Annotated in this window: 20 protein-coding genes; 11 read left to right on the top strand and 9 right to left on the bottom strand. The window is 72.5% G+C overall.

The genetic code is table 11. The features are described 5' to 3' along the window. Nucleotides 1-43: 43 nt before the first annotated feature. Nucleotides 44-442: an adenylyltransferase/cytidyltransferase family protein gene (locus tag ACFQQI_RS06080; protein ID WP_378559424.1), complete on the bottom strand. Its 399-nt coding sequence runs from the start codon at nt 440-442 to the stop codon at nt 44-46. Between the two features lie 57 nt (nt 443-499). On the opposite strand from ACFQQI_RS06080, the gene ACFQQI_RS06075 reads away from it, so the two are divergent. Both ACFQQI_RS06075 and ACFQQI_RS06070 read left to right on the top strand, forming a co-directional pair. Continuing rightward, entirely contained in the window at nt 500-1765 is a 1266-nt protein-coding gene (locus tag ACFQQI_RS06075; protein WP_378559421.1) for a DUF445 domain-containing protein, read from the top strand. A gap of 18 nt (nt 1766-1783) precedes the next feature. After that, nucleotides 1784-2029: an RNA-binding S4 domain-containing protein gene (locus tag ACFQQI_RS06070; protein ID WP_378559418.1), complete on the top strand. Its 246-nt coding sequence runs from the start codon at nt 1784-1786 to the stop codon at nt 2027-2029. 1 nt (nt 2030) lies between these two features. Here the strand turns inward: ACFQQI_RS06070 and ACFQQI_RS06065 are convergent, their stop codons facing one another. Then, nucleotides 2031-2399 (bottom strand): FKBP-type peptidyl-prolyl cis-trans isomerase, encoded by a 369-nt coding sequence (locus ACFQQI_RS06065; RefSeq protein ID WP_378559415.1) that lies wholly within the window; start codon nt 2397-2399, stop codon nt 2031-2033. Nucleotides 2400-2483: 84 nt separating this feature from the next. Here ACFQQI_RS06065 and ACFQQI_RS06060 point away from each other — a divergent pair, with 84 nt between their 5' ends. Continuing rightward, nucleotides 2484-3524 carry a PP2C family protein-serine/threonine phosphatase gene (locus ACFQQI_RS06060; protein ID WP_378559412.1) on the top strand — a complete coding sequence of 347 codons (1041 nt, stop codon included), beginning with the start codon at nt 2484-2486 and terminating at the stop codon, nt 3522-3524. A gap of 4 nt (nt 3525-3528) precedes the next feature. Here the strand turns inward: ACFQQI_RS06060 and ACFQQI_RS06055 are convergent, their stop codons facing one another. Together ACFQQI_RS06055 and hisN are read right to left on the bottom strand one after the other, a co-directional pair. Then, on the bottom strand, nt 3529-3960 hold the full coding sequence (locus ACFQQI_RS06055; RefSeq protein ID WP_378559409.1) for a CBS domain-containing protein: 432 nt from the start codon (nt 3958-3960) through the stop codon (nt 3529-3531). A 53-nt stretch (nt 3961-4013) separates the two neighbouring features. Further along, nucleotides 4014-4883, bottom strand: coding sequence for a histidinol-phosphatase (gene hisN, locus ACFQQI_RS06050; RefSeq protein WP_378559406.1), 870 nt, complete (start codon nt 4881-4883; stop codon nt 4014-4016). A gap of 59 nt (nt 4884-4942) precedes the next feature. On the opposite strand from hisN, the gene ACFQQI_RS06045 reads away from it, so the two are divergent. Next, nucleotides 4943-5374 (top strand): DUF2231 domain-containing protein, encoded by a 432-nt coding sequence (locus ACFQQI_RS06045; protein WP_378559403.1) that lies wholly within the window; start codon nt 4943-4945, stop codon nt 5372-5374. Between the two features lie 112 nt (nt 5375-5486). Here the strand turns inward: ACFQQI_RS06045 and ACFQQI_RS06040 are convergent, their stop codons facing one another. From ACFQQI_RS06040 to ACFQQI_RS06020, 5 genes are all read right to left on the bottom strand, one after another. Continuing rightward, nucleotides 5487-5711 (bottom strand): DUF2188 domain-containing protein, encoded by a 225-nt coding sequence (locus ACFQQI_RS06040; RefSeq protein ID WP_378559400.1) that lies wholly within the window; start codon nt 5709-5711, stop codon nt 5487-5489. Nucleotides 5712-5810: 99 nt separating this feature from the next. Next, nucleotides 5811-6797 carry a ribosome small subunit-dependent GTPase A gene (gene rsgA / locus ACFQQI_RS06035; RefSeq protein ID WP_378559397.1) on the bottom strand — a complete coding sequence of 329 codons (987 nt, stop codon included), beginning with the start codon at nt 6795-6797 and terminating at the stop codon, nt 5811-5813. A gap of 24 nt (nt 6798-6821) precedes the next feature. Continuing rightward, on the bottom strand, nt 6822-8105 hold the full coding sequence (gene aroA / locus ACFQQI_RS06030) for a 3-phosphoshikimate 1-carboxyvinyltransferase (protein WP_378559394.1): 1284 nt from the start codon (nt 8103-8105) through the stop codon (nt 6822-6824). 19 nt (nt 8106-8124) lie between these two features. Beyond that, nucleotides 8125-8649: a DoxX family protein gene (locus ACFQQI_RS06025; RefSeq protein WP_378559391.1), complete on the bottom strand. Its 525-nt coding sequence runs from the start codon at nt 8647-8649 to the stop codon at nt 8125-8127. A gap of 10 nt (nt 8650-8659) precedes the next feature. Next, the gene (locus ACFQQI_RS06020; RefSeq protein WP_378559388.1) at nt 8660-10093 is read right to left on the bottom strand and encodes a sigma-70 family RNA polymerase sigma factor; all 1434 of its coding nucleotides are present in this window, start codon (nt 10091-10093) and stop codon (nt 8660-8662) included. Nucleotides 10094-10242: 149 nt separating this feature from the next. Here ACFQQI_RS06020 and ACFQQI_RS06015 point away from each other — a divergent pair, with 149 nt between their 5' ends. The 7 genes from ACFQQI_RS06015 to rsrA all read left to right on the top strand — a co-directional run bounded on the left by ACFQQI_RS06015 (nt 10243) and on the right by rsrA (nt 15345). After that, a complete protein-coding gene (locus ACFQQI_RS06015; RefSeq protein WP_378559385.1) occupies nt 10243-10965 on the top strand; it encodes a hypothetical protein in 723 nt (240 codons plus the stop codon). 153 nt (nt 10966-11118) lie between these two features. Beyond that, nucleotides 11119-11562: a hypothetical protein gene (locus tag ACFQQI_RS06010; protein WP_378559382.1), complete on the top strand. Its 444-nt coding sequence runs from the start codon at nt 11119-11121 to the stop codon at nt 11560-11562. 61 nt (nt 11563-11623) lie between these two features. Continuing rightward, complete coding sequence (locus ACFQQI_RS06005; protein ID WP_378559379.1) at nt 11624-12817, top strand: hypothetical protein; 1194 nt, start codon at nt 11624-11626, stop codon at nt 12815-12817. Nucleotides 12818-12870: 53 nt separating this feature from the next. Further along, on the top strand, nt 12871-13650 hold the full coding sequence (locus tag ACFQQI_RS06000; RefSeq protein WP_378559376.1) for an SOS response-associated peptidase: 780 nt from the start codon (nt 12871-12873) through the stop codon (nt 13648-13650). Next, the gene (locus ACFQQI_RS05995; RefSeq protein WP_378559373.1) at nt 13647-14297 is read left to right on the top strand and encodes an alpha/beta family hydrolase; all 651 of its coding nucleotides are present in this window, start codon (nt 13647-13649) and stop codon (nt 14295-14297) included. The genes ACFQQI_RS06000 and ACFQQI_RS05995 overlap by 4 nt, the downstream gene beginning before the upstream one ends. A gap of 95 nt (nt 14298-14392) precedes the next feature. Continuing rightward, the gene (locus ACFQQI_RS05990; RefSeq protein ID WP_378559371.1) at nt 14393-15064 is read left to right on the top strand and encodes a sigma-70 family RNA polymerase sigma factor; all 672 of its coding nucleotides are present in this window, start codon (nt 14393-14395) and stop codon (nt 15062-15064) included. Further along, nucleotides 15061-15345: a mycothiol system anti-sigma-R factor gene (gene rsrA / locus ACFQQI_RS05985; protein ID WP_378559368.1), complete on the top strand. Its 285-nt coding sequence runs from the start codon at nt 15061-15063 to the stop codon at nt 15343-15345. Before ACFQQI_RS05990 ends, rsrA begins: the two co-directional genes overlap by 4 nt. Nucleotides 15346-15437 lie beyond the last annotated feature (92 nt).

Here is a 15437-nt window from a genome sequence, read left to right as displayed (position 1 = left end):
GTCCAATTCGGGGCTGTCTGGATGGGCCGCTGCCGGCCCGGGTTCAGGAGCCGCCGGAGATCTTCTCGATCAGCGCCGTGGTGGAGATCGCGGGTGTGCGGGGGAGGTAGACGACCTCGCAGATGTCCTCGAACTCGTCGAAGCGGCCGGCCCAGTCGTCGCCCATCACGAGCACGTCGGCCTGGAACTTCTGGATGTAGTCGCGCTTGAGCTCGAGGCTCTCCTCGACGAACACCTCGTCGACCGGCTTGAGCGCCGCCACGATCGCGAGCCGCTCGGCCTGGCTGAAGACGGGCTCGCGGCCCTTCTTGCGCAGGTTGAGCGCGTCGGCGGAGACGCCGACCACGAGGCGGTCGCCGAGCGCCGCGGCGCGCTCGATCACCCGCAGGTGTCCGACGTGGAAGACGTCGAACGTGCCGAAGGTGATGACGGTGCGAGACATGGGGGCGATCCTCTCACCCGGGAGGCGTCTGGGCCCAATAGGGGAGGATGGCGACCAATGAGCGCGACACTCGAGCTGATCACCCCCGATCCCGACGCCGACGAGCTCCGCCGACAGGGGCTGCGGCGGATGCGCACGCTCGCCGTCGGCCTGCTCTGCTTCGCCGCCGTCGTGTACGTCGCGACGCTCGGCCAGGACGGGTTCTGGGGCTTCGTGAACGCCGGCGCCGAGGCGTCGATGGTCGGTGCGATCGCGGACTGGTTCGCGGTCACCGCCCTCTTCAAGCACCCGCTCGGGCTGCCGGTCCCGCACACGGCGCTGATCCCGCGCCGCAAGGACGAGCTGGGCCGGTCGCTCGAGGAGTTCGTGGGTGAGAACTTCCTCCAGGAGGCGATCATCCGCGACCGGGTCGCCGCGGCCGAGATCTCGTTGCGGGTCGGCCGCTGGCTCGTCGTACCCGAGCACGCGAAGCGGGCCGTCGACGAGGTCGCGGAGGTCGTCGTCGCCGCGCTCGGCCGGATCCGCGACGAGCACGTGGAGGAGCTCGTGCGCGACGCGCTCGTGCCCCGCTTCCGCGAGGAGCCGATCGCTCCGGTGCTGGGCACGCTGCTCGAGGAGACGGTGCGCGACGACCTCCACCACAGCCTCGTCGACCTCGCGCTCGACGAGGTGCACCGGTGGCTGATCGAGAACCCCGACACGGTCGCGGAGATCCTCGGCGAGCGGGCGCCGTGGTGGGCCCCGACCCGGCTCAACGAGGTGGTGATCTCCCGCCTGCACCGTGAGCTCGTGACCTGGGTCGCGGAGATCCGCGACGACCCGCGCCACCACGCGCGCCAGGCCCTCGACTCGATGCTCGGCCAGCTCGCGCACGACCTCCAGCACGACCCGTCGACCCAGGAGCGCACCGAGCGGCTCAAGCAGCGCCTGCTCGACCACCCGCAGCTGGTCGCGTCCGGCGTGTCCCTGTGGCAGGCGCTGCGCCGCAGCCTCCAGTCGTCGCTGTCCGACCCCGAGGGCGCCGTACGCCGCCGCCTGCTCGACGAGCTCACGGCGTTCGCCCGCCGCCTGGTCGACGACCCCATCCTGCGGAGGCGCCTCGACGGCCTGGCCGCCGACGCCGCGGTGTTCGCGGTCGACCGGTACGGCGCCGAGCTGACCGCGGTGATCACCCACACGGTCGAGCGCTGGGACGGCAAGGAGGCCGCCCGGCGGATCGAGCTGCACGTCGGTCGCGACCTGCAGTTCATCCGCATCAACGGCACCATCGTCGGCGGACTCGTCGGCGTGCTGATCCACACGGTGTCGGTCCTGATCGACTGAGGCGGCACAATGGCCGCCATGCCCGAGCCGTACGACGTCCCGATCCGCGACGACTCGATCCGGCTCGGCCAGTTCCTCAAGCTCGCCAACCTCGTGGAGAGCGGGGCCGAGGCCAAGCCGCTGATCCAGGACGGCGCGGTGAGCGTGAACGGCGAGGTGGAGACCCGCCGCGGCCGTCAGCTGGTCAAGGGCGACGTGGTGACGCTCGGCCCCCAGTCGGCGCGCGTGGCAGACGAGGGCGCCGACGACGGGCTGCCCTGGTAGGTCAGCTGACGCCGAGCAGGTCGACGACGAAGATCAGGGTCTCGCCCGGCTTGATGACGCCGCCGGCGCCGCGGTCGCCGTACCCGAGGTGCGGCGGGATCACGAGCTGGCGGCGACCGCCGACCTTCATGCCCTGCACGCCCTGGTCCCAGCCGGCGATGACCTGGCCGATGCCGAGGCGGAACTGCAGCGGCGTGCCGCGGTTGTACGACGCGTCGAACTCCTCGCCCGTGGAGTGCGCGACGCCCACGTAGTGGACGGAGACGGTCGATCCGGCGGTCGCCTCGGCGCCCTCGCCCTCCGTGAGCTCGGTGACGACGAGGTCGGCGGGCGGGTCGAAGTCGGGGAAGTCGATCTCGGGCTTGTCCATGGCGTTCAGCCTAGGTCACCGCCGATCGGCCGAGTCCGGGGCGTTCTCCCCGCGGGCGGGGTCGGGCGCTGTCAGGATGTCCGCATGTCCCGTCTCGGTTCGGCCGTGCGCGCCCTCGATCGCGGCATGCTCGCCGGGTTCGCCGTGCTGGCCGGGCTCGTCGTGCTCTCGATCACGACGCCGGCGCAGCTGATCGCGATCTTCGCGTCCGGGGGCATCGTCGCCAGCCTCCTGACGTCGGCGCGGAGGACGGCCGTGGTGGCGGTCGCGTGCGTCGCCGCCGCGTTCCTCTCGGTCATCTGGCAGAGCAACGCCGGCTCGTTCGACTGGTACGCCCGCATCCTGCTGTGCTCCGTTCTCGGGCTGGTCGCGGTCCAGAACGCCGCGCTCCGCGCGCGTCGCGAGGACCGGCTGCAGCGGATGACGCTGATCGCCGAGACCGCGCAGCGCGCCGTGCTCCGGTCGATGCCCACGGCCATCGGCTCGGTGGGGCTCGCCGCGCGCTACGTGTCCGCGACGGCCGAGGCGCTCGTCGGCGGAGACCTCTACAAGGTCGCGGAGACGCCGTACGGCGTGCGGGTCATCGTCGGCGACGTCCGCGGCAAGGGCCTCGAGGCGGTGCAGACCGCGACCACGGTGCTCGGGGCCTTCCGGGCGGCGGCCTTCACCGAGGCCGACCCGGGCGAGCTCGCCGTCCGCATCGACGACACGCTGGGCCGGATCCTCGACGACGAGGAGTTCGTGACCGCGATCGTCGGGCAGTTCGAGGGTGACCGGGTGATCCTGGTCAACTGCGGCCACCACCCGCCGGTCCTCGTGCAGTCCGGCGAGGCGGCGACGCTGGACACGGGGGAGCCGACCGTGCCGCTGGGCATGGGTTCGGTCCCGACGGTCAGCGAGCACCCGTGGCCGCGGGGTGCGCGGATGCTCTTCTACACCGACGGTCTCGTGGAGGCGCGTGACGCCAGGGGCGAGTTCTTCCCGCTCGACGACTACGCCGCCGAGCTGGGCGGCGGGACCGTCGAGGAGGCGCTCGACGGCCTGGTGAGGCACCTGCTCGCCTACACCGGCCACGCCCTGCACGACGACATGGCGCTGGTGCTCGCCGAGCGCGAGGGAACGTGATCCGTCAGGTCTGGTGAACGTAGCTGTCGAGCTGGTCGCGCTCGAACTCCAGCTGGTCGATGCGGTGCTTGACGACGTCGCCGATGCTGATGATGCCGACCAGGTTGCCGTCGCGGACGACCGGCACGTGCCGGATCCGGCGCTCGGTCATCGTCTTCATCAGGTCGTCGAGCGGGGTGTCCTCGTCGCAGGTCTCCACGACCTCGGTCATGATCGCGCCGACCGTGTTGTTGACGACGGTGCCGTCGTGGTGGAGGTGGCGTACGACGTCGCGCTCGCTGACGATCCCGTCGACCGTGGCGCCGTCGCTGCTGACGATCAGCGCACCGACGTTGTGCTGGGCAAGGCTCGAGATGAGCTCGCGCACGACGGCGTCCGGCGAGATCGTCACGACCTCGCGACTCGACTTCGCCTGGAGGACGTCTCCGATTCGCATGCAGAAACGGTACCCGTGTCCGAGGTCACAGGTACAGGCCCAGTTCTGAGGGGTCAGTCGCGAGGTCGGTGCAGCCGCAGGTCGGAGACCGAGCCCGGCCCGGAGCGCGGGGAGTCCGGGTCGTCATCGTCGTCCGGCAGGGAGCCCAGGAAGGCCAGGGCCGCGTCGTGCAGGTGGCCGTTGGATGCCACCGCGTTGCCGCCGAACGGCCCGTCGGAGCCGTCGAGCGAGGTGAACCGGCCACCGGCCTCGCGGACGATCACGTCGAGCGCCGCCATGTCGTAGACCTCGAGCTCGGGCTCGGCGGCGATGTCGACGGCACCCTCGGCGATCAGCATGTAGGACCAGAAGTCGCCGTACGCCCGGGTGCGCCAGCACCGCCGCATCAGCGACTGGAAGTCGTCGAGCCGGCCGCGCTCCTCCCAGCCGGACAGCGAGGAGTACGACAGCGAGGCGTCCTCGAGGCGGCGTACGTCGGAGACCTGGCAGCGCGTCGCCTTGAGCAGCGAGCGGCCCGTCCATGCGCCGTTGCCCACCGACGCCCACCACCGGCGCTGCAGCAGCGGCGCCGAGACGACGCCGAGCACGACCTCGTCGTCGACGACCAGCGAGATCAGCGTGGCCCAGACGGGCACCCCGCGGACGAAGTTCTTCGTGCCGTCGATCGGGTCGATGACCCAGCGGCGCTGGCTGTGGCCGGTCGAGCCCTGCTCCTCGCCGGTGATCGCGTCGCGCGAGCGGACCCGCGAGAGCGTACGGCGGATGCTCTCCTCGACCGCCTGGTCGGCGTCGGTCACCGGCGTGAGGTCGGGCTTGCTCATCACGTGCAGGTCGAGCGACCGGAACCGGCTCTCGGTGATCGAGTCGGCGTCGTCGGCGAGGACGTGCGCCAGTCGCAGGTCGTCGGTGTAGTCGGTCGGCACGCGGTCAGCCTATTCGCTGGCGACTGAACGATCCGGGAAGGTGCGCCGTTAGGGAGGGCATGGAGATCAACGGCCTCCCGCTGCACCCGCTCGTCGTCCACGCCGCCGTGGTGTTCGCGCCGCTCGCGGCGGTGGGCGCGCTGGCCTCCCTGCTGCCGGCCTGGCGCGACCGGCTGCGCTGGCCGATGGTGGTGCTCGCGGTGATCGCGACCGGATCGATCGTAGTGGCCTACTACAGCGGTGGCGACTTCCTCGACAGCAAGCCGGAGCTGGAGGCGAGCCCCCAGGTGCAGACCCACCAGGACCTCGGCACCCAGCTGTTCTGGATCAGCCTCGCGTTCGGCGTGGTCGCGGTCGCGACGGGGTGGCTGCACCGACGCGAGGGCGCGCTGCGCATCGCGCTCGACGTGCTGCTCGGCGTCGCCGCCGTCGTGCTCCTGGTGTGGGTGTTCCGCACCGGCGAGGCCGGCGCCCGCGCTGTCTGGGGCTGAGCGCGGACCCGGTCGGCCGGACCACCGGGATAGTCCGTCACGATCTGGCCGTCCCAACGGCCGGAACGACGGCCAGAACGTGACGGACTATCGTCCCGGGGCGAGCCGACGGTCAGCCCGGGAGCTCCTCCGACCGCCGTGGGTAGCGCTTGCGGTCGGCGACGGTGCCGTTCTCGCGTCGGATGACGTGCTCGACGCCGCGGATCCGGGCCTCGGCGCGCGCGACCTCCGCGGCTGCTTCGCGCGTGCGGTACTCGCCCGGCAGCGGTTCGCCCCCTCCGAGCAGCCGGTTCCGCCAGATGTCTCCCACGCAGTACGTCTCGATGGCGCCGACCATCGTGCTCCCTCCCGTTGCTCCTCCTGAGCCCAGGAGTGCGGTACCGCCGGTCAGGATGTCCGAAACTCCCCACTTCGGGTGACCCCGGCGGGCGGGTCGCTAGTACGCCGGCTCGCTCCGCGCGGCCAGCAGCCGCCGGAAGGACTCCACCCGCTCGGGGTCGGCCTCGCCGGCGCGGATCGCCTCGTCGAGGCCGCACTCCGGCTCGTCGGCGCCGTGGGTGCAGCCGCGGGGGCAGTCCTCGGTCATCTCGTCGAGGTCGGGGAAGGCCTCGATCAGCTGCTCGGGCTCCACGTGGGCGAGCCCGAAGGACCGGATGCCGGGGGTGTCGACGATCCAGCCGTCGCCGGGCAGGGCGAGCATGATCGCCGAGGTCGACGTGTGGCGCCCGCGGCCGGTGACGGCGTTGACGACGCCGACCTCGCGACCGGCGTCCGGCACCAGCGCGTTGACCAGCGTGGACTTGCCGACGCCGCTGTGGCCGACCAGCACGCTGATCCGGCCGTCGAGCCGCTCCCGGAGCACCGACAGGTCGCCACCGCGCTGCGTCACGACCCACGGCACGCCCAGGGAGCGGTACGTCGCGAGCAGTGTCTCCGGGTCGGCGAGGTCGGACTTGGTGAGGCACAGCAGCGGCTGCATCCGCGCGTCGTACGCCGCGACGAGGGCGCGGTCGATCAACCGCGGCCGCGGCTCGGGGTCGGCGAGCGCGGTGACCACGACGAGCTGGTCGGCGTTGGCGACGATCACGCGCTCGACCGGGTCGTCGTCGTCCGCGGTACGGCGCAGCACGGTGGTGCGGTCGGCGACCTCGACGATCCGGGCCAGCGTGCCCTCGGCGCCCGAGGTGTCGCCGACGACGCGCACCCGGTCGCCGACGACGACGCCCTTGCGGCCCAGCGGCCGGGCCTTCATGGCCAGCACGGTGCGGTCCTCGACCAGCAGGGTGTAGCGGCCCCGGTCGACCGTGATGACCATGCCGTCGAGCGCGTCGTCGTACGACGGCCGCTCCTTGGTGCGGGGACGGGTGTGCCGACGCGGGCGCTCGTAGTGCTCGACGTCCTGGTCGGAGTACCGCCCGCTCATCCCTGGCCCGTCATGTCAGCGCAGTCAGCTTTGGATGAGTCCCGACCAGAAGCCGGCGAAGTCGGGGAAGGTCTTGCCGGTGGTGGCGACGTTCTCGACGAGCACGCCCTCGACGGCGGCCCCGACGATCACGGCGGCGTGCGCCATCCGGTGGTCGGCGTAGGTGTGGAACACCCCGCCGTGCAACGGCGCCGGGTCGATGCTCAGCCCGTCGGCGTGCTCGGTCACGTCGGCGCCCAGCGCGCTGAGCTCCTTCGCCAGCGCGGCGATCCGGTCGGTCTCGTGGCCGCGGATGTGGCCGATGCCGCGCAGGTGCGACGGCGCCTCGGCCAGGGCGCACAGCGCCGCGACGGCCGGGGTGAGCTCGCCGACGTCGTGCAGGTCGACGTCGATGCCGAGCAGCGTGCCGGAGCCGGTGACGCGCAGGCCCTCGTCGAGCAGCTCGACCTCGCAGCCCATGGTCGCGAGGATCTCGCGCAGCGCGTCGCCCGCCTGGGTCGTCGACCGCGGCCAGTCCCGCACGGTCACCGAGCCGCCCGCCACGGCCGCCAGCGCCAGGAACGGCGCGGCGTTGGAGAGGTCCGGCTCGATCACGGTGTCGACGGCCCGCACCGGGCCGGGCGCGACGCGCCAGCGGTTGGCGTCGCCGTCGTCGACCTCGACCCCGTGCTCGCGCAGCATCGCGACCGTCATGTCGATGTGGGGGAGCGAAGGGACAGGCTTCCCGTCGTGGCGTACGTCGACCCCGGCGTCGTAACGCGCCCCCGCCAGCAGCAGCGCCGAGATGAACTGCGACGACGCCGACGCGTCGACCACGACCGTCCCGCCGGCCACGGAGCCGGAGCCGCGGATCGCGAAGGGGAGCACGTCGCCGTCGACGTCCACGCCCAGCCCGCGCAGCGCCCCGAGGATCTCGCCGATCGGGCGCTTGCGCATGTGCGGGTCGCCGTCGAAGGAGACCGTGCCCGTCGACAGGCCGGCGATCGGAGGGACGAAGCGCATGACGGTGCCCGCCAGCCCGCAGTCGACCGCGGCGTCGGCGGTGAACGCGCCCGGCGTGACCGCCCAGTCGTCCCCGCTGGTGTCGACCGTCGAGCCCAGCGAGGTCAGCGCGGCCGCCATCAGCGAGGTGTCGCGCGACCGCAGCGCACGGCGTACCACGGAGGGGCCGTCGGAGATCGCGGCCAGCAGCAGCGCCCGGTTCGTCATCGACTTGCTGCCCGGCAGCGTCACCGTGGCGTCTACCGGGTGCGCCGCCCGGGGCGCGGGCCAGGGATCGTCGGCCCGGGTATCGACAGCGTCCGTCACGACCAGCAGCGTAGTGGGGTCAGTGCACCCGGGCCGCCGCCAGCCTCGCCTCACGACGGGCGTCGTGGGCGAGCCGCCGGGCCTCGCGGCGCGCGTCCTTCGCGGCGCGCCGGGCCCGCCAGGCCACGCCCGGCTTGCCCTCGGTGTCGCCGCTGGCGATGATCAGGCCGCCGATCAGCGACACGTTCTTGAAGAAGTGCAGCGTCTGCTGCGTGCGCTGGGCCGGGTCGTCGGCCTCCCAGAAGCGGTGGCCCGCCGCGGTCGTCGGCACCAGCGAGGCCGCGAGCACCCCCGCCGAGATGCGGGGCGCGCGCCCGGTCGCGAGTGCCAGGCCGGCGCCGATCTGGACACCGGCGTTGAGCCTGACCAGCGTCTCCGGATCCTCCGGCACGGGAACCCCGGCCTTCTGCAGCAGCGGGACCAGGCGGGACGTCACGGGGTCGGCCTTCTCGGCGGTGGCGGAGCTGTTCCTGAGGGCGGTCACCGCGCCGACCACGAAGATCGACGCGAGCATCGGGCGGGCGATCACTCTGCTGACGGTCATGCCTACCTGTTTACCCGGACCCTGGCAGCGGCACTCCCACCGTCGTCGGCGGGATGACCGGTACGCCGGCGAGTCCGAGCCCCAGCCCGACCACGACTCCGCCGGGTCCGACCGACGCGGTCGCCGACAGGGCGACCAGCGGCGTCCGCGTCGGTGCGGGCTCGGCCGTGGGCGGCCCGGCGGTGGGGGGAGGGGTGGGGACCGGCGTCGGCGTGCCCGGTGGCTCGCTCGGCGGCGTCGTCGGCTCGGGCTCCTCGGTCGGCTCGGGCTCGTCGGTGGGCTCCGGCCGGCCCGTGGGGTCCGGCTCCTCGGACGGCCCGGAGGTCGGGGTGGGCGGACCGGTCGGGTCGGGCGCCGTGGACGGCACCGCGGCAGGGGCGTCCGGAGACACGTCGGCGTCGGTCGTCCGGCGGGCTGCAGCGGGATCGCTCGCTCGCCGCAGCGGCCGGGGGTCGGCATCGAACACCGACGGGGTGCTGGAGATGACCGGGGGCTCGCCGGCCGAGGGGGGCTCCGGCGCCTGCTGGTACAGCGTGATCGCGGCGCCCGCCACGACCGCCGACGCGGCGGCCCCGGCGACGGCGGCCGTCGGCCCGTGGGCGAGCACGAGGTCCTTGGCCCGGTCGATCAGGAACGCGATGCCCGTGACAGCGCCCCCTCCGGCGCTGGCGGCGTACGCCGCGGCGGCGCCGCCGAGCAGCAGCGGCGCCAGCAGGGCGCGGAGGTTGGAGTTGACCTCGGTCAGCTCGAGGTAGAGCGCGGTGCACGGCCGGCAGTGCTCGAGGTGCTGCTCGACCCGGGCGGCGTCGCGGCGCGCGAGGCCGCCGCGGACGTAGGCGCCGAGCTCGCCGCGGGTGCGCTCGCACGCGTCGTCGGTGATGTCGGCGGCGTGCATCGTCAGGTAGGCCTGCCGCAACCCCTCCCGGGCCCGGTAGGCGAGGGCGGAGACGGCGTTGGGCGTCATCCCGAGCAGCTGGGCGACCTCGGCGGGCTTCTGCGACTCGACCTCGGTGTGCCAGAGCACGAGCTGCCAGCGCTCGGGGAGCGACGCGAACGCGCGGGCCGCGGCGGCGCTCTCGAAGCCCTCGACCGCCGTGTCGCGGAACGGCACGCCGGGGTCGAACGGCGTCAGGTCGTCGGTCGTGTGCAGTCGCGACGCCGCGCGGATCCGGTCGACGTGGACGCGCCGCACGGCCGTGAGCAGGTAGGCGCGGAACGCGAGGTCGGGTCCGCCGCCGCGCTGCAGGACGCCGAGCACCTTCGCGAACGACTCCGAGACCAGGTCGTCGACGTCGGCCGACGACACCAGCTGCCGCCCGAGCCGCCGGGCGGCGTCGACGTGGCGGGCGAACAGCTCGCCGTACGCCGCGACGTCGCCGGCGCGCACGGCCGAGATCAGCTCGGCGTCGCTGCGCCCGTCGAGGGTCGTGACCGAGGAGCCCACGAAAGGCCCAACGGGCGACCTCGGGAAAGGCGACGGTGCGGTCCGAGAACGAATCCGAAAAATCCTCGCCGACTTCGCGTCATGGTCCCGCCGCTGGGTCGTCCCACCACCGGCAGACCGGACCAGAGGGGGAGCCGACCGTGGACTGGATGGCGACGCGCAGGCGGAGCACGACCACGGCCGAACCCGGAGCAGGGCAGGAACTGACCAACGAGCTGCGAGCGGCGCTGCCGCCGCGCTTCGAGGCAGTGGGGGAGGCCCTGGCTTCGGGATCGGGAACCGTCGTCGCGTGCGAGGTGCTGGGGGGCACGCTCGCACGCGACGGCATCTCGTTGGCCGAGGCGCTCGACGACCTCGCCCGCACCTGGGACCTGGTCCAGGGCGTGGTCCCGCCGTACGCCGAGTCGCGGGCCCTGGCCGTCGCCTGGAGCGAGGCCACCCTCGGCTACGTGCACGGCCTCTCCTGCGAGGACCCGCTGACGGGGCTCGGCAGCCTCGCCCACCTCTGCACGGTGATCGGCGACCTGCGCCGCGGCGGCCCGGTCCACGAGACCCACGCGCTCGTGGTGGTGGCGGCCGACGTCGCCCACGGGGCGCGGGTGTACGGCGAGCCGCTCGCCCGCGCGATGGACGACGCCCAGCTGGGGGCCACCGTCCGCGGAGTGTTCGCCGGCGTCGAGACCATCGGGCATCTCGCCCCGGGACGGTTGGCCGTCCTGGCCCGCCGCGACGAGCTGCTGCTGCGCCGGTTCGACCTGCTGCTCCGGATGATCGACGCCGGCGACCCGCCGCGTCCCCGGGCCTGGATCGAGGGCCTGCCGGAGACCGACGAGTCGGTCGTCGCCCTCCTCGACGAGCTCACCCGCAGCTGACTCCGGGGACTCTCCGCTACCCAATCGGTATGAGCCGCGTCGCGGATTCGCCGACCTCCTTCCCCAATCGGGCCGAGGTCAGACCGCCGACCCGAGCGGACCGTGGATCGGCGTCGGGCGCCCGCCCGGCAGTCGTTTCCCATGGGAGGGAAAATGCTCAAGAGAACCCTCGCCACCGGTTTCGCAGCGGTCATGGCCGCGGGCGGACTGGTCGTCGCCACCGACGTGGCGGCACACGCTGACAACACGGCGATCAGCATCGAGAAGGCCGCGACGCGGTCTGCGACCGGCATGATCATGAACGTCCGGGTGACAGTGGTCTGCCCCGACGAGACCACCAACGCCTTCGTGGCGGCCCAGGTCTCGCAGACCAACCCCGCCGGTGGCACCCAGACGGCCACCAGCGCGGTCATCTCGCTCGGCGCCTTCGAGTGCTCGGGCAACGAGGAGACCATCACGATCCCGGTCCGCCGTCCGACCGGTGGGTACGACTGGTCGGCAGGCCAGGCCGCAGTGCGGAACGTGGTCTTCAAGACCTCGGACCCGTCGGGTCACTACTTCGCCTTCCTGAAGGCCCGGACCGTCAACGTCAGCTGACACCTCGGGCGGCAGCGCTCGGGAGCTGCCGCCCGACCGGCTCCGATGGGAGGGAAGAGCCATGTTCAAGAAGTTCATCTCCGGCGCGGCCGTCGTCGCGCTGACCGTGGCGGCGCTCGCCGTCGTCCACGGCACGGCGGACGCCGCCATCACCAAGGACCCGCGCATCGCGGTGCCGTCGTCCGCACGTCAGGGCACCGTCTTCAAGGTGCTCGTCAACCCGCGCGCGCAGGCGGGCTGGGTCATGCTCCAGCGCCGCGCACCCGGCGGGAAGTGGCGCAACGTCTCGGCCAAGAAGGTCACCGAGGACACCCGGCTGACGTCGTTCAAGCGGCGTGAGGCGAAGACCGGCACCTACGCGTTCCGCGCCAAGATGGGGCCCGAGGTCTCCAGGGTCGACCGCATCGCGATCCGCGCCAAGGGCGCCGGTGGCGGCAACGGCACGGGTGGTGACGGCAACGGCAAGGGCAACGGCAAGGGCGGCGGCAAGGGCGGCGGCAAGGGCGGCGGCGACAACCCGCCGGCCGCGAAGCCCCAGCTGCTGTTGGGCGTCAGCTTCAACACCCTGGACCTGACCGTCGGGCAGACCTACACCGTCGCCGCCGAGACCGTGAAGGGCGACGAGCCCCTGGCGAACCGGACGGTGGAGATCGAGAAGCGCGTCGGCGACACCGGGGCCTGGACCGCCTGGAAGACGGTGACCACGAACGGGCGCGGTGTGGCCACGGTCAACGACTCGAGCGCCGTGCCGGGCACGATCTACTACCGGGGCACCAGCCCCAACCTCGATCGCGCAACGACGAGCGTCATGGTCTTCGAGACGACGTCGATGCCGCCGCCGGACGGCGGGCTCGCAGTCACCTCCCAGGGCTGTGCGCCCGCCGTCACGGGCGGTGACACCCAGATCGCGATGTCGCTCCCGAGCACGCCCGCCACGACGACGCCGCCGGCGGCCGCCTGCGACACGGCACCGCCCCACTTCGTGCAGGTGGTCTGGGGCCTCCAGGGCACTTGCACGACGGTCCGCCTGCAGAACATCACGCTGAGCGGTCCGCCCGGGGCAACGGCCGCGGTGTCGGTGACCATCGACGGTCAGCAGATGGACACCTGGAACCTGGCGCCCGGCGGATCGACCGGCAAGGTCGAGATCGACGGTGATCCGATGCAGAGCGTCCAGGTCCGGATGCAGGTGACGGGCGGCTCGGGTGGCACCGTGACCGGGACGATCGTCCAGCCCGACGCCGTCTGCGCCTGAACGACGACGCTGCACATCCGATGGGCGTCGGCTGGTCCCTCTAGAGTGGCCGCATGTGCGGCCGCTACGCGTCCAGCCGACGCCCGGAGGACCTCGTCGAGGAGTTCGACATCGTCGAGAGCCGCATCCAGGACGCCCTGGCGGCCGACTACAACGTCGCACCCACCAAGGAGGTGTACGCCGTCGTCGAGCGGCCTCCCCGGAGTTCGGCAGAGTCGAAGGAGAGCGAGGAGCCGCCCCAGCGCCAGCTGCGCGTGGTGACCTGGGGACTGGTGCCGTCCTGGGCGAAGGACCCCTCGATCGGCAACCGGATGATCAACGCCCGCATGGAGACCGTCGCCGAGAAGCCGGCGTACAAGCGGGCGTTCGCGAAGCGCCGCTGCCTGCTGCCCGCCGACGGCTACTTCGAGTGGTACCCCACCCAGGAGAAGACCAAGGCCGGCAAGCCGAAGAAGCAGCCGTTCTTCATCCGGCCGCAGGACCACGGCGTCCTGGCCATGGCCGGCCTCTACGAGATCTGGCGCGACCCCACGAGGCCCGACGACGACCCCGACCGGTTCCGGTGGACCTGCACGGTGATCACCACCGAGGCCGAGGACTCGGTCGGCCACATCCACGACCGGATGCCGCTCATGGTCGACCGGGCCCGGTGGAGTGACTGGCTCGACCCGCGTGCCGAGGGCGACGACCTGCTCGACCTGCTCGAGCCGGCGGCTCCCGGCCGGCTGGAGGCCTACCCCGTGTCGACGCTGGTCAGCAACGTCCGCAACAACGGCAGCGAGCTCATCGAGCCGCTGCCGCTGGAGCACGCCGCCGGCGAGGCGTCGTCGTGACGCGGCAGGAACGCCGCGTCGAGACCCCCCACGGCGAGGGCCGCCTGGTCGTCGACCAGGCGCGCCGCCCGATCGCGACCCTGCTGCTCAGCCACGGCGCGGGCAACGGCATCGACACCCGCGACCTCACCGCGCTGGCGGAGCGGCTCCCGCGCAACGGCGTCACCGTGGTGCGGTTCGAGCAGCCGTGGAAGGTGGCCGGACGCAAGATCGCCTCCCCGCCCGCGACGCTCGACGCCGGGCTCGTCGCGGCGGCCAACCGGCTCCGCACGCGCACCCCGCTCGTGGTCGGCGGCCGGTCCGCGGGCGCGCGCTCGGCGGCTCGGTGCGCCCAGCGACTGGCGGCGTCGGGCTGCCTCGCCCTCGCGTTCCCGCTGCACCCACCCGGCAAGCCGGAGAAGTCGCGGCTCGACGAGCTGCGCGGGTCGCGGGTCCCGACGCTGGTGATCCAGGGGGAGCGGGACACGTTCGGCCGTCCGGACGAGTTCCCCGGTGACACCGACCTTGCCGTCGTACCCGCCGCCGACCACGGCTTCAAGGTGCCGGCGCGCGGCGACATCACCGAGACGGAGGCGATGGAGGTCATCGTCGAGTCCACGCTGGAGTGGATCGTGCGCGAGATCGCCGGGGCCCGCGACGAGGCCTGAGCCCGTGCTCGCGCCGGGAATGACCGGGGGAGGGTCCGCGTTCCACCAGCATGCTGGCAGTGCTCGACCGCCCCACGGGGCTAGGCTGGGAAGTGATGACAGACCCTGCTGACCCCACCCCCGAGGCCACCGAACCCGTCGTGGACCCTCCTGTCGACCCTCCTGTCGACGTCGCCACGGAGACCGAGGCCGAGCGCTCGGCCCGTTTCGAGCGGGAGGCGCTTCCCTTCCTCGACCAGCTCTACTCGGCCGCGATGCGCATGACCCGCAACCCCGCCGACGCGGAGGACCTCGTGCAGGAGACGTACGCCAAGGCGTACTCCTCCTTCCACCAGTTCCGGCCGGGCACCAACCTGAAGGCCTGGCTCTACCGCATCCTCACCAACACCTTCATCAACAACTACCGCAAGAAGCAGCGCCAGCCGCAGCAGTCGATGTCCGAGGACGTCGAGGACTGGCAGCTGCACCGCGCCGAGCAGCACTCCTCGACGGGCCTGCGATCCGCCGAGACCGAGGCGCTCGAGCACCTGCCCGACTCCGAGGTGAAGGACGCCCTCCAGCGACTCCCCGAGGAGTTCCGGCTCGCGGTCTACCTCGCCGACGTCGAGGGATTCGCCTACAAGGAGATCGCCGAGATCATGGAAACCCCGATCGGCACCGTCATGTCCCGGCTGCACCGGGGCCGGCGCCAGCTGCGCGACCTGCTCTCGGACTACGTGCGCGACAACGACCTGATGACCTTTGGTCGCGACGGGGGCAAGTCATGAGCCACGAACACCCCGCACACGCGGGCGAGCCGACGCCAGGTGACTGCGCGGACTTCCTCGAGCGCATCGTCTTCTTCATCGACAACGAGCTCGACGAGGCCGACTGCTCGGAGGTGCGTCTGCACCTCGACAGCTGCAACCCGTGCCTCGAGAAGTACGACCTCCAGCGGACCGTGAAGACCGTCGTGGCGCGGTCGTGCACCGAGATCGCCCCCGACGAGCTGCGTCAGCGCGTGCTGCTGCGGATCCGCGAGGTCCAGGTCCAGATCCGCGAGTCCTGAGCCGCGCGGCTGCTGCGCCGCATGAGAGATCGATGAGAGCTGGCCCCCGACGGTTGTCGGGGGCCGGTTGTCGTTCGAAGGTGAACAGACCA

The sequence above is a fragment of the Nocardioides sp. GCM10030259 genome (assembly GCF_042666375.1).
GTDB lineage: Bacteria > Actinomycetota > Actinomycetes > Propionibacteriales > Nocardioidaceae > Nocardioides.
The sequence above is the reverse complement of the archived record's forward strand: the minus strand, read 5'-3'. Positions and strand labels throughout refer to the sequence as shown.

Coding starts and splice junctions, on each gene's coding strand:
- ACFQQI_RS06040 (WP_378559400.1), bottom strand. CDS start 5,711: ATGGTCGGCGCCATCGAGACGTACTGCGTGGGAGACATCTGGCGGAAC.
- ACFQQI_RS06060 (WP_378559412.1), top strand. CDS start 2,484: ATGTCCCGTCTCGGTTCGGCCGTGCGCGCCCTCGATCGCGGCATGCTC.
- ACFQQI_RS06015 (WP_378559385.1), top strand. CDS start 10,243: ATGGCGACGCGCAGGCGGAGCACGACCACGGCCGAACCCGGAGCAGGG.
- rsrA (WP_378559368.1), top strand. CDS start 15,061: ATGAGCCACGAACACCCCGCACACGCGGGCGAGCCGACGCCAGGTGAC.
- ACFQQI_RS06080 (WP_378559424.1), bottom strand. CDS start 442: ATGTCTCGCACCGTCATCACCTTCGGCACGTTCGACGTCTTCCACGTC.
- ACFQQI_RS06075 (WP_378559421.1), top strand. CDS start 500: ATGAGCGCGACACTCGAGCTGATCACCCCCGATCCCGACGCCGACGAG.
- ACFQQI_RS06055 (WP_378559409.1), bottom strand. CDS start 3,960: ATGCGAATCGGAGACGTCCTCCAGGCGAAGTCGAGTCGCGAGGTCGTG.
- ACFQQI_RS06065 (WP_378559415.1), bottom strand. CDS start 2,399: ATGGACAAGCCCGAGATCGACTTCCCCGACTTCGACCCGCCCGCCGAC.
- ACFQQI_RS06070 (WP_378559418.1), top strand. CDS start 1,784: ATGCCCGAGCCGTACGACGTCCCGATCCGCGACGACTCGATCCGGCTC.
- ACFQQI_RS06025 (WP_378559391.1), bottom strand. CDS start 8,649: ATGACCGTCAGCAGAGTGATCGCCCGCCCGATGCTCGCGTCGATCTTC.
- ACFQQI_RS06045 (WP_378559403.1), top strand. CDS start 4,943: ATGGAGATCAACGGCCTCCCGCTGCACCCGCTCGTCGTCCACGCCGCC.
- ACFQQI_RS06000 (WP_378559376.1), top strand. CDS start 12,871: ATGTGCGGCCGCTACGCGTCCAGCCGACGCCCGGAGGACCTCGTCGAG.
- ACFQQI_RS06005 (WP_378559379.1), top strand. CDS start 11,624: ATGTTCAAGAAGTTCATCTCCGGCGCGGCCGTCGTCGCGCTGACCGTG.
- ACFQQI_RS05990 (WP_378559371.1), top strand. CDS start 14,393: ATGACAGACCCTGCTGACCCCACCCCCGAGGCCACCGAACCCGTCGTG.
- rsgA (WP_378559397.1), bottom strand. CDS start 6,797: ATGAGCGGGCGGTACTCCGACCAGGACGTCGAGCACTACGAGCGCCCG.
- ACFQQI_RS06010 (WP_378559382.1), top strand. CDS start 11,119: ATGCTCAAGAGAACCCTCGCCACCGGTTTCGCAGCGGTCATGGCCGCG.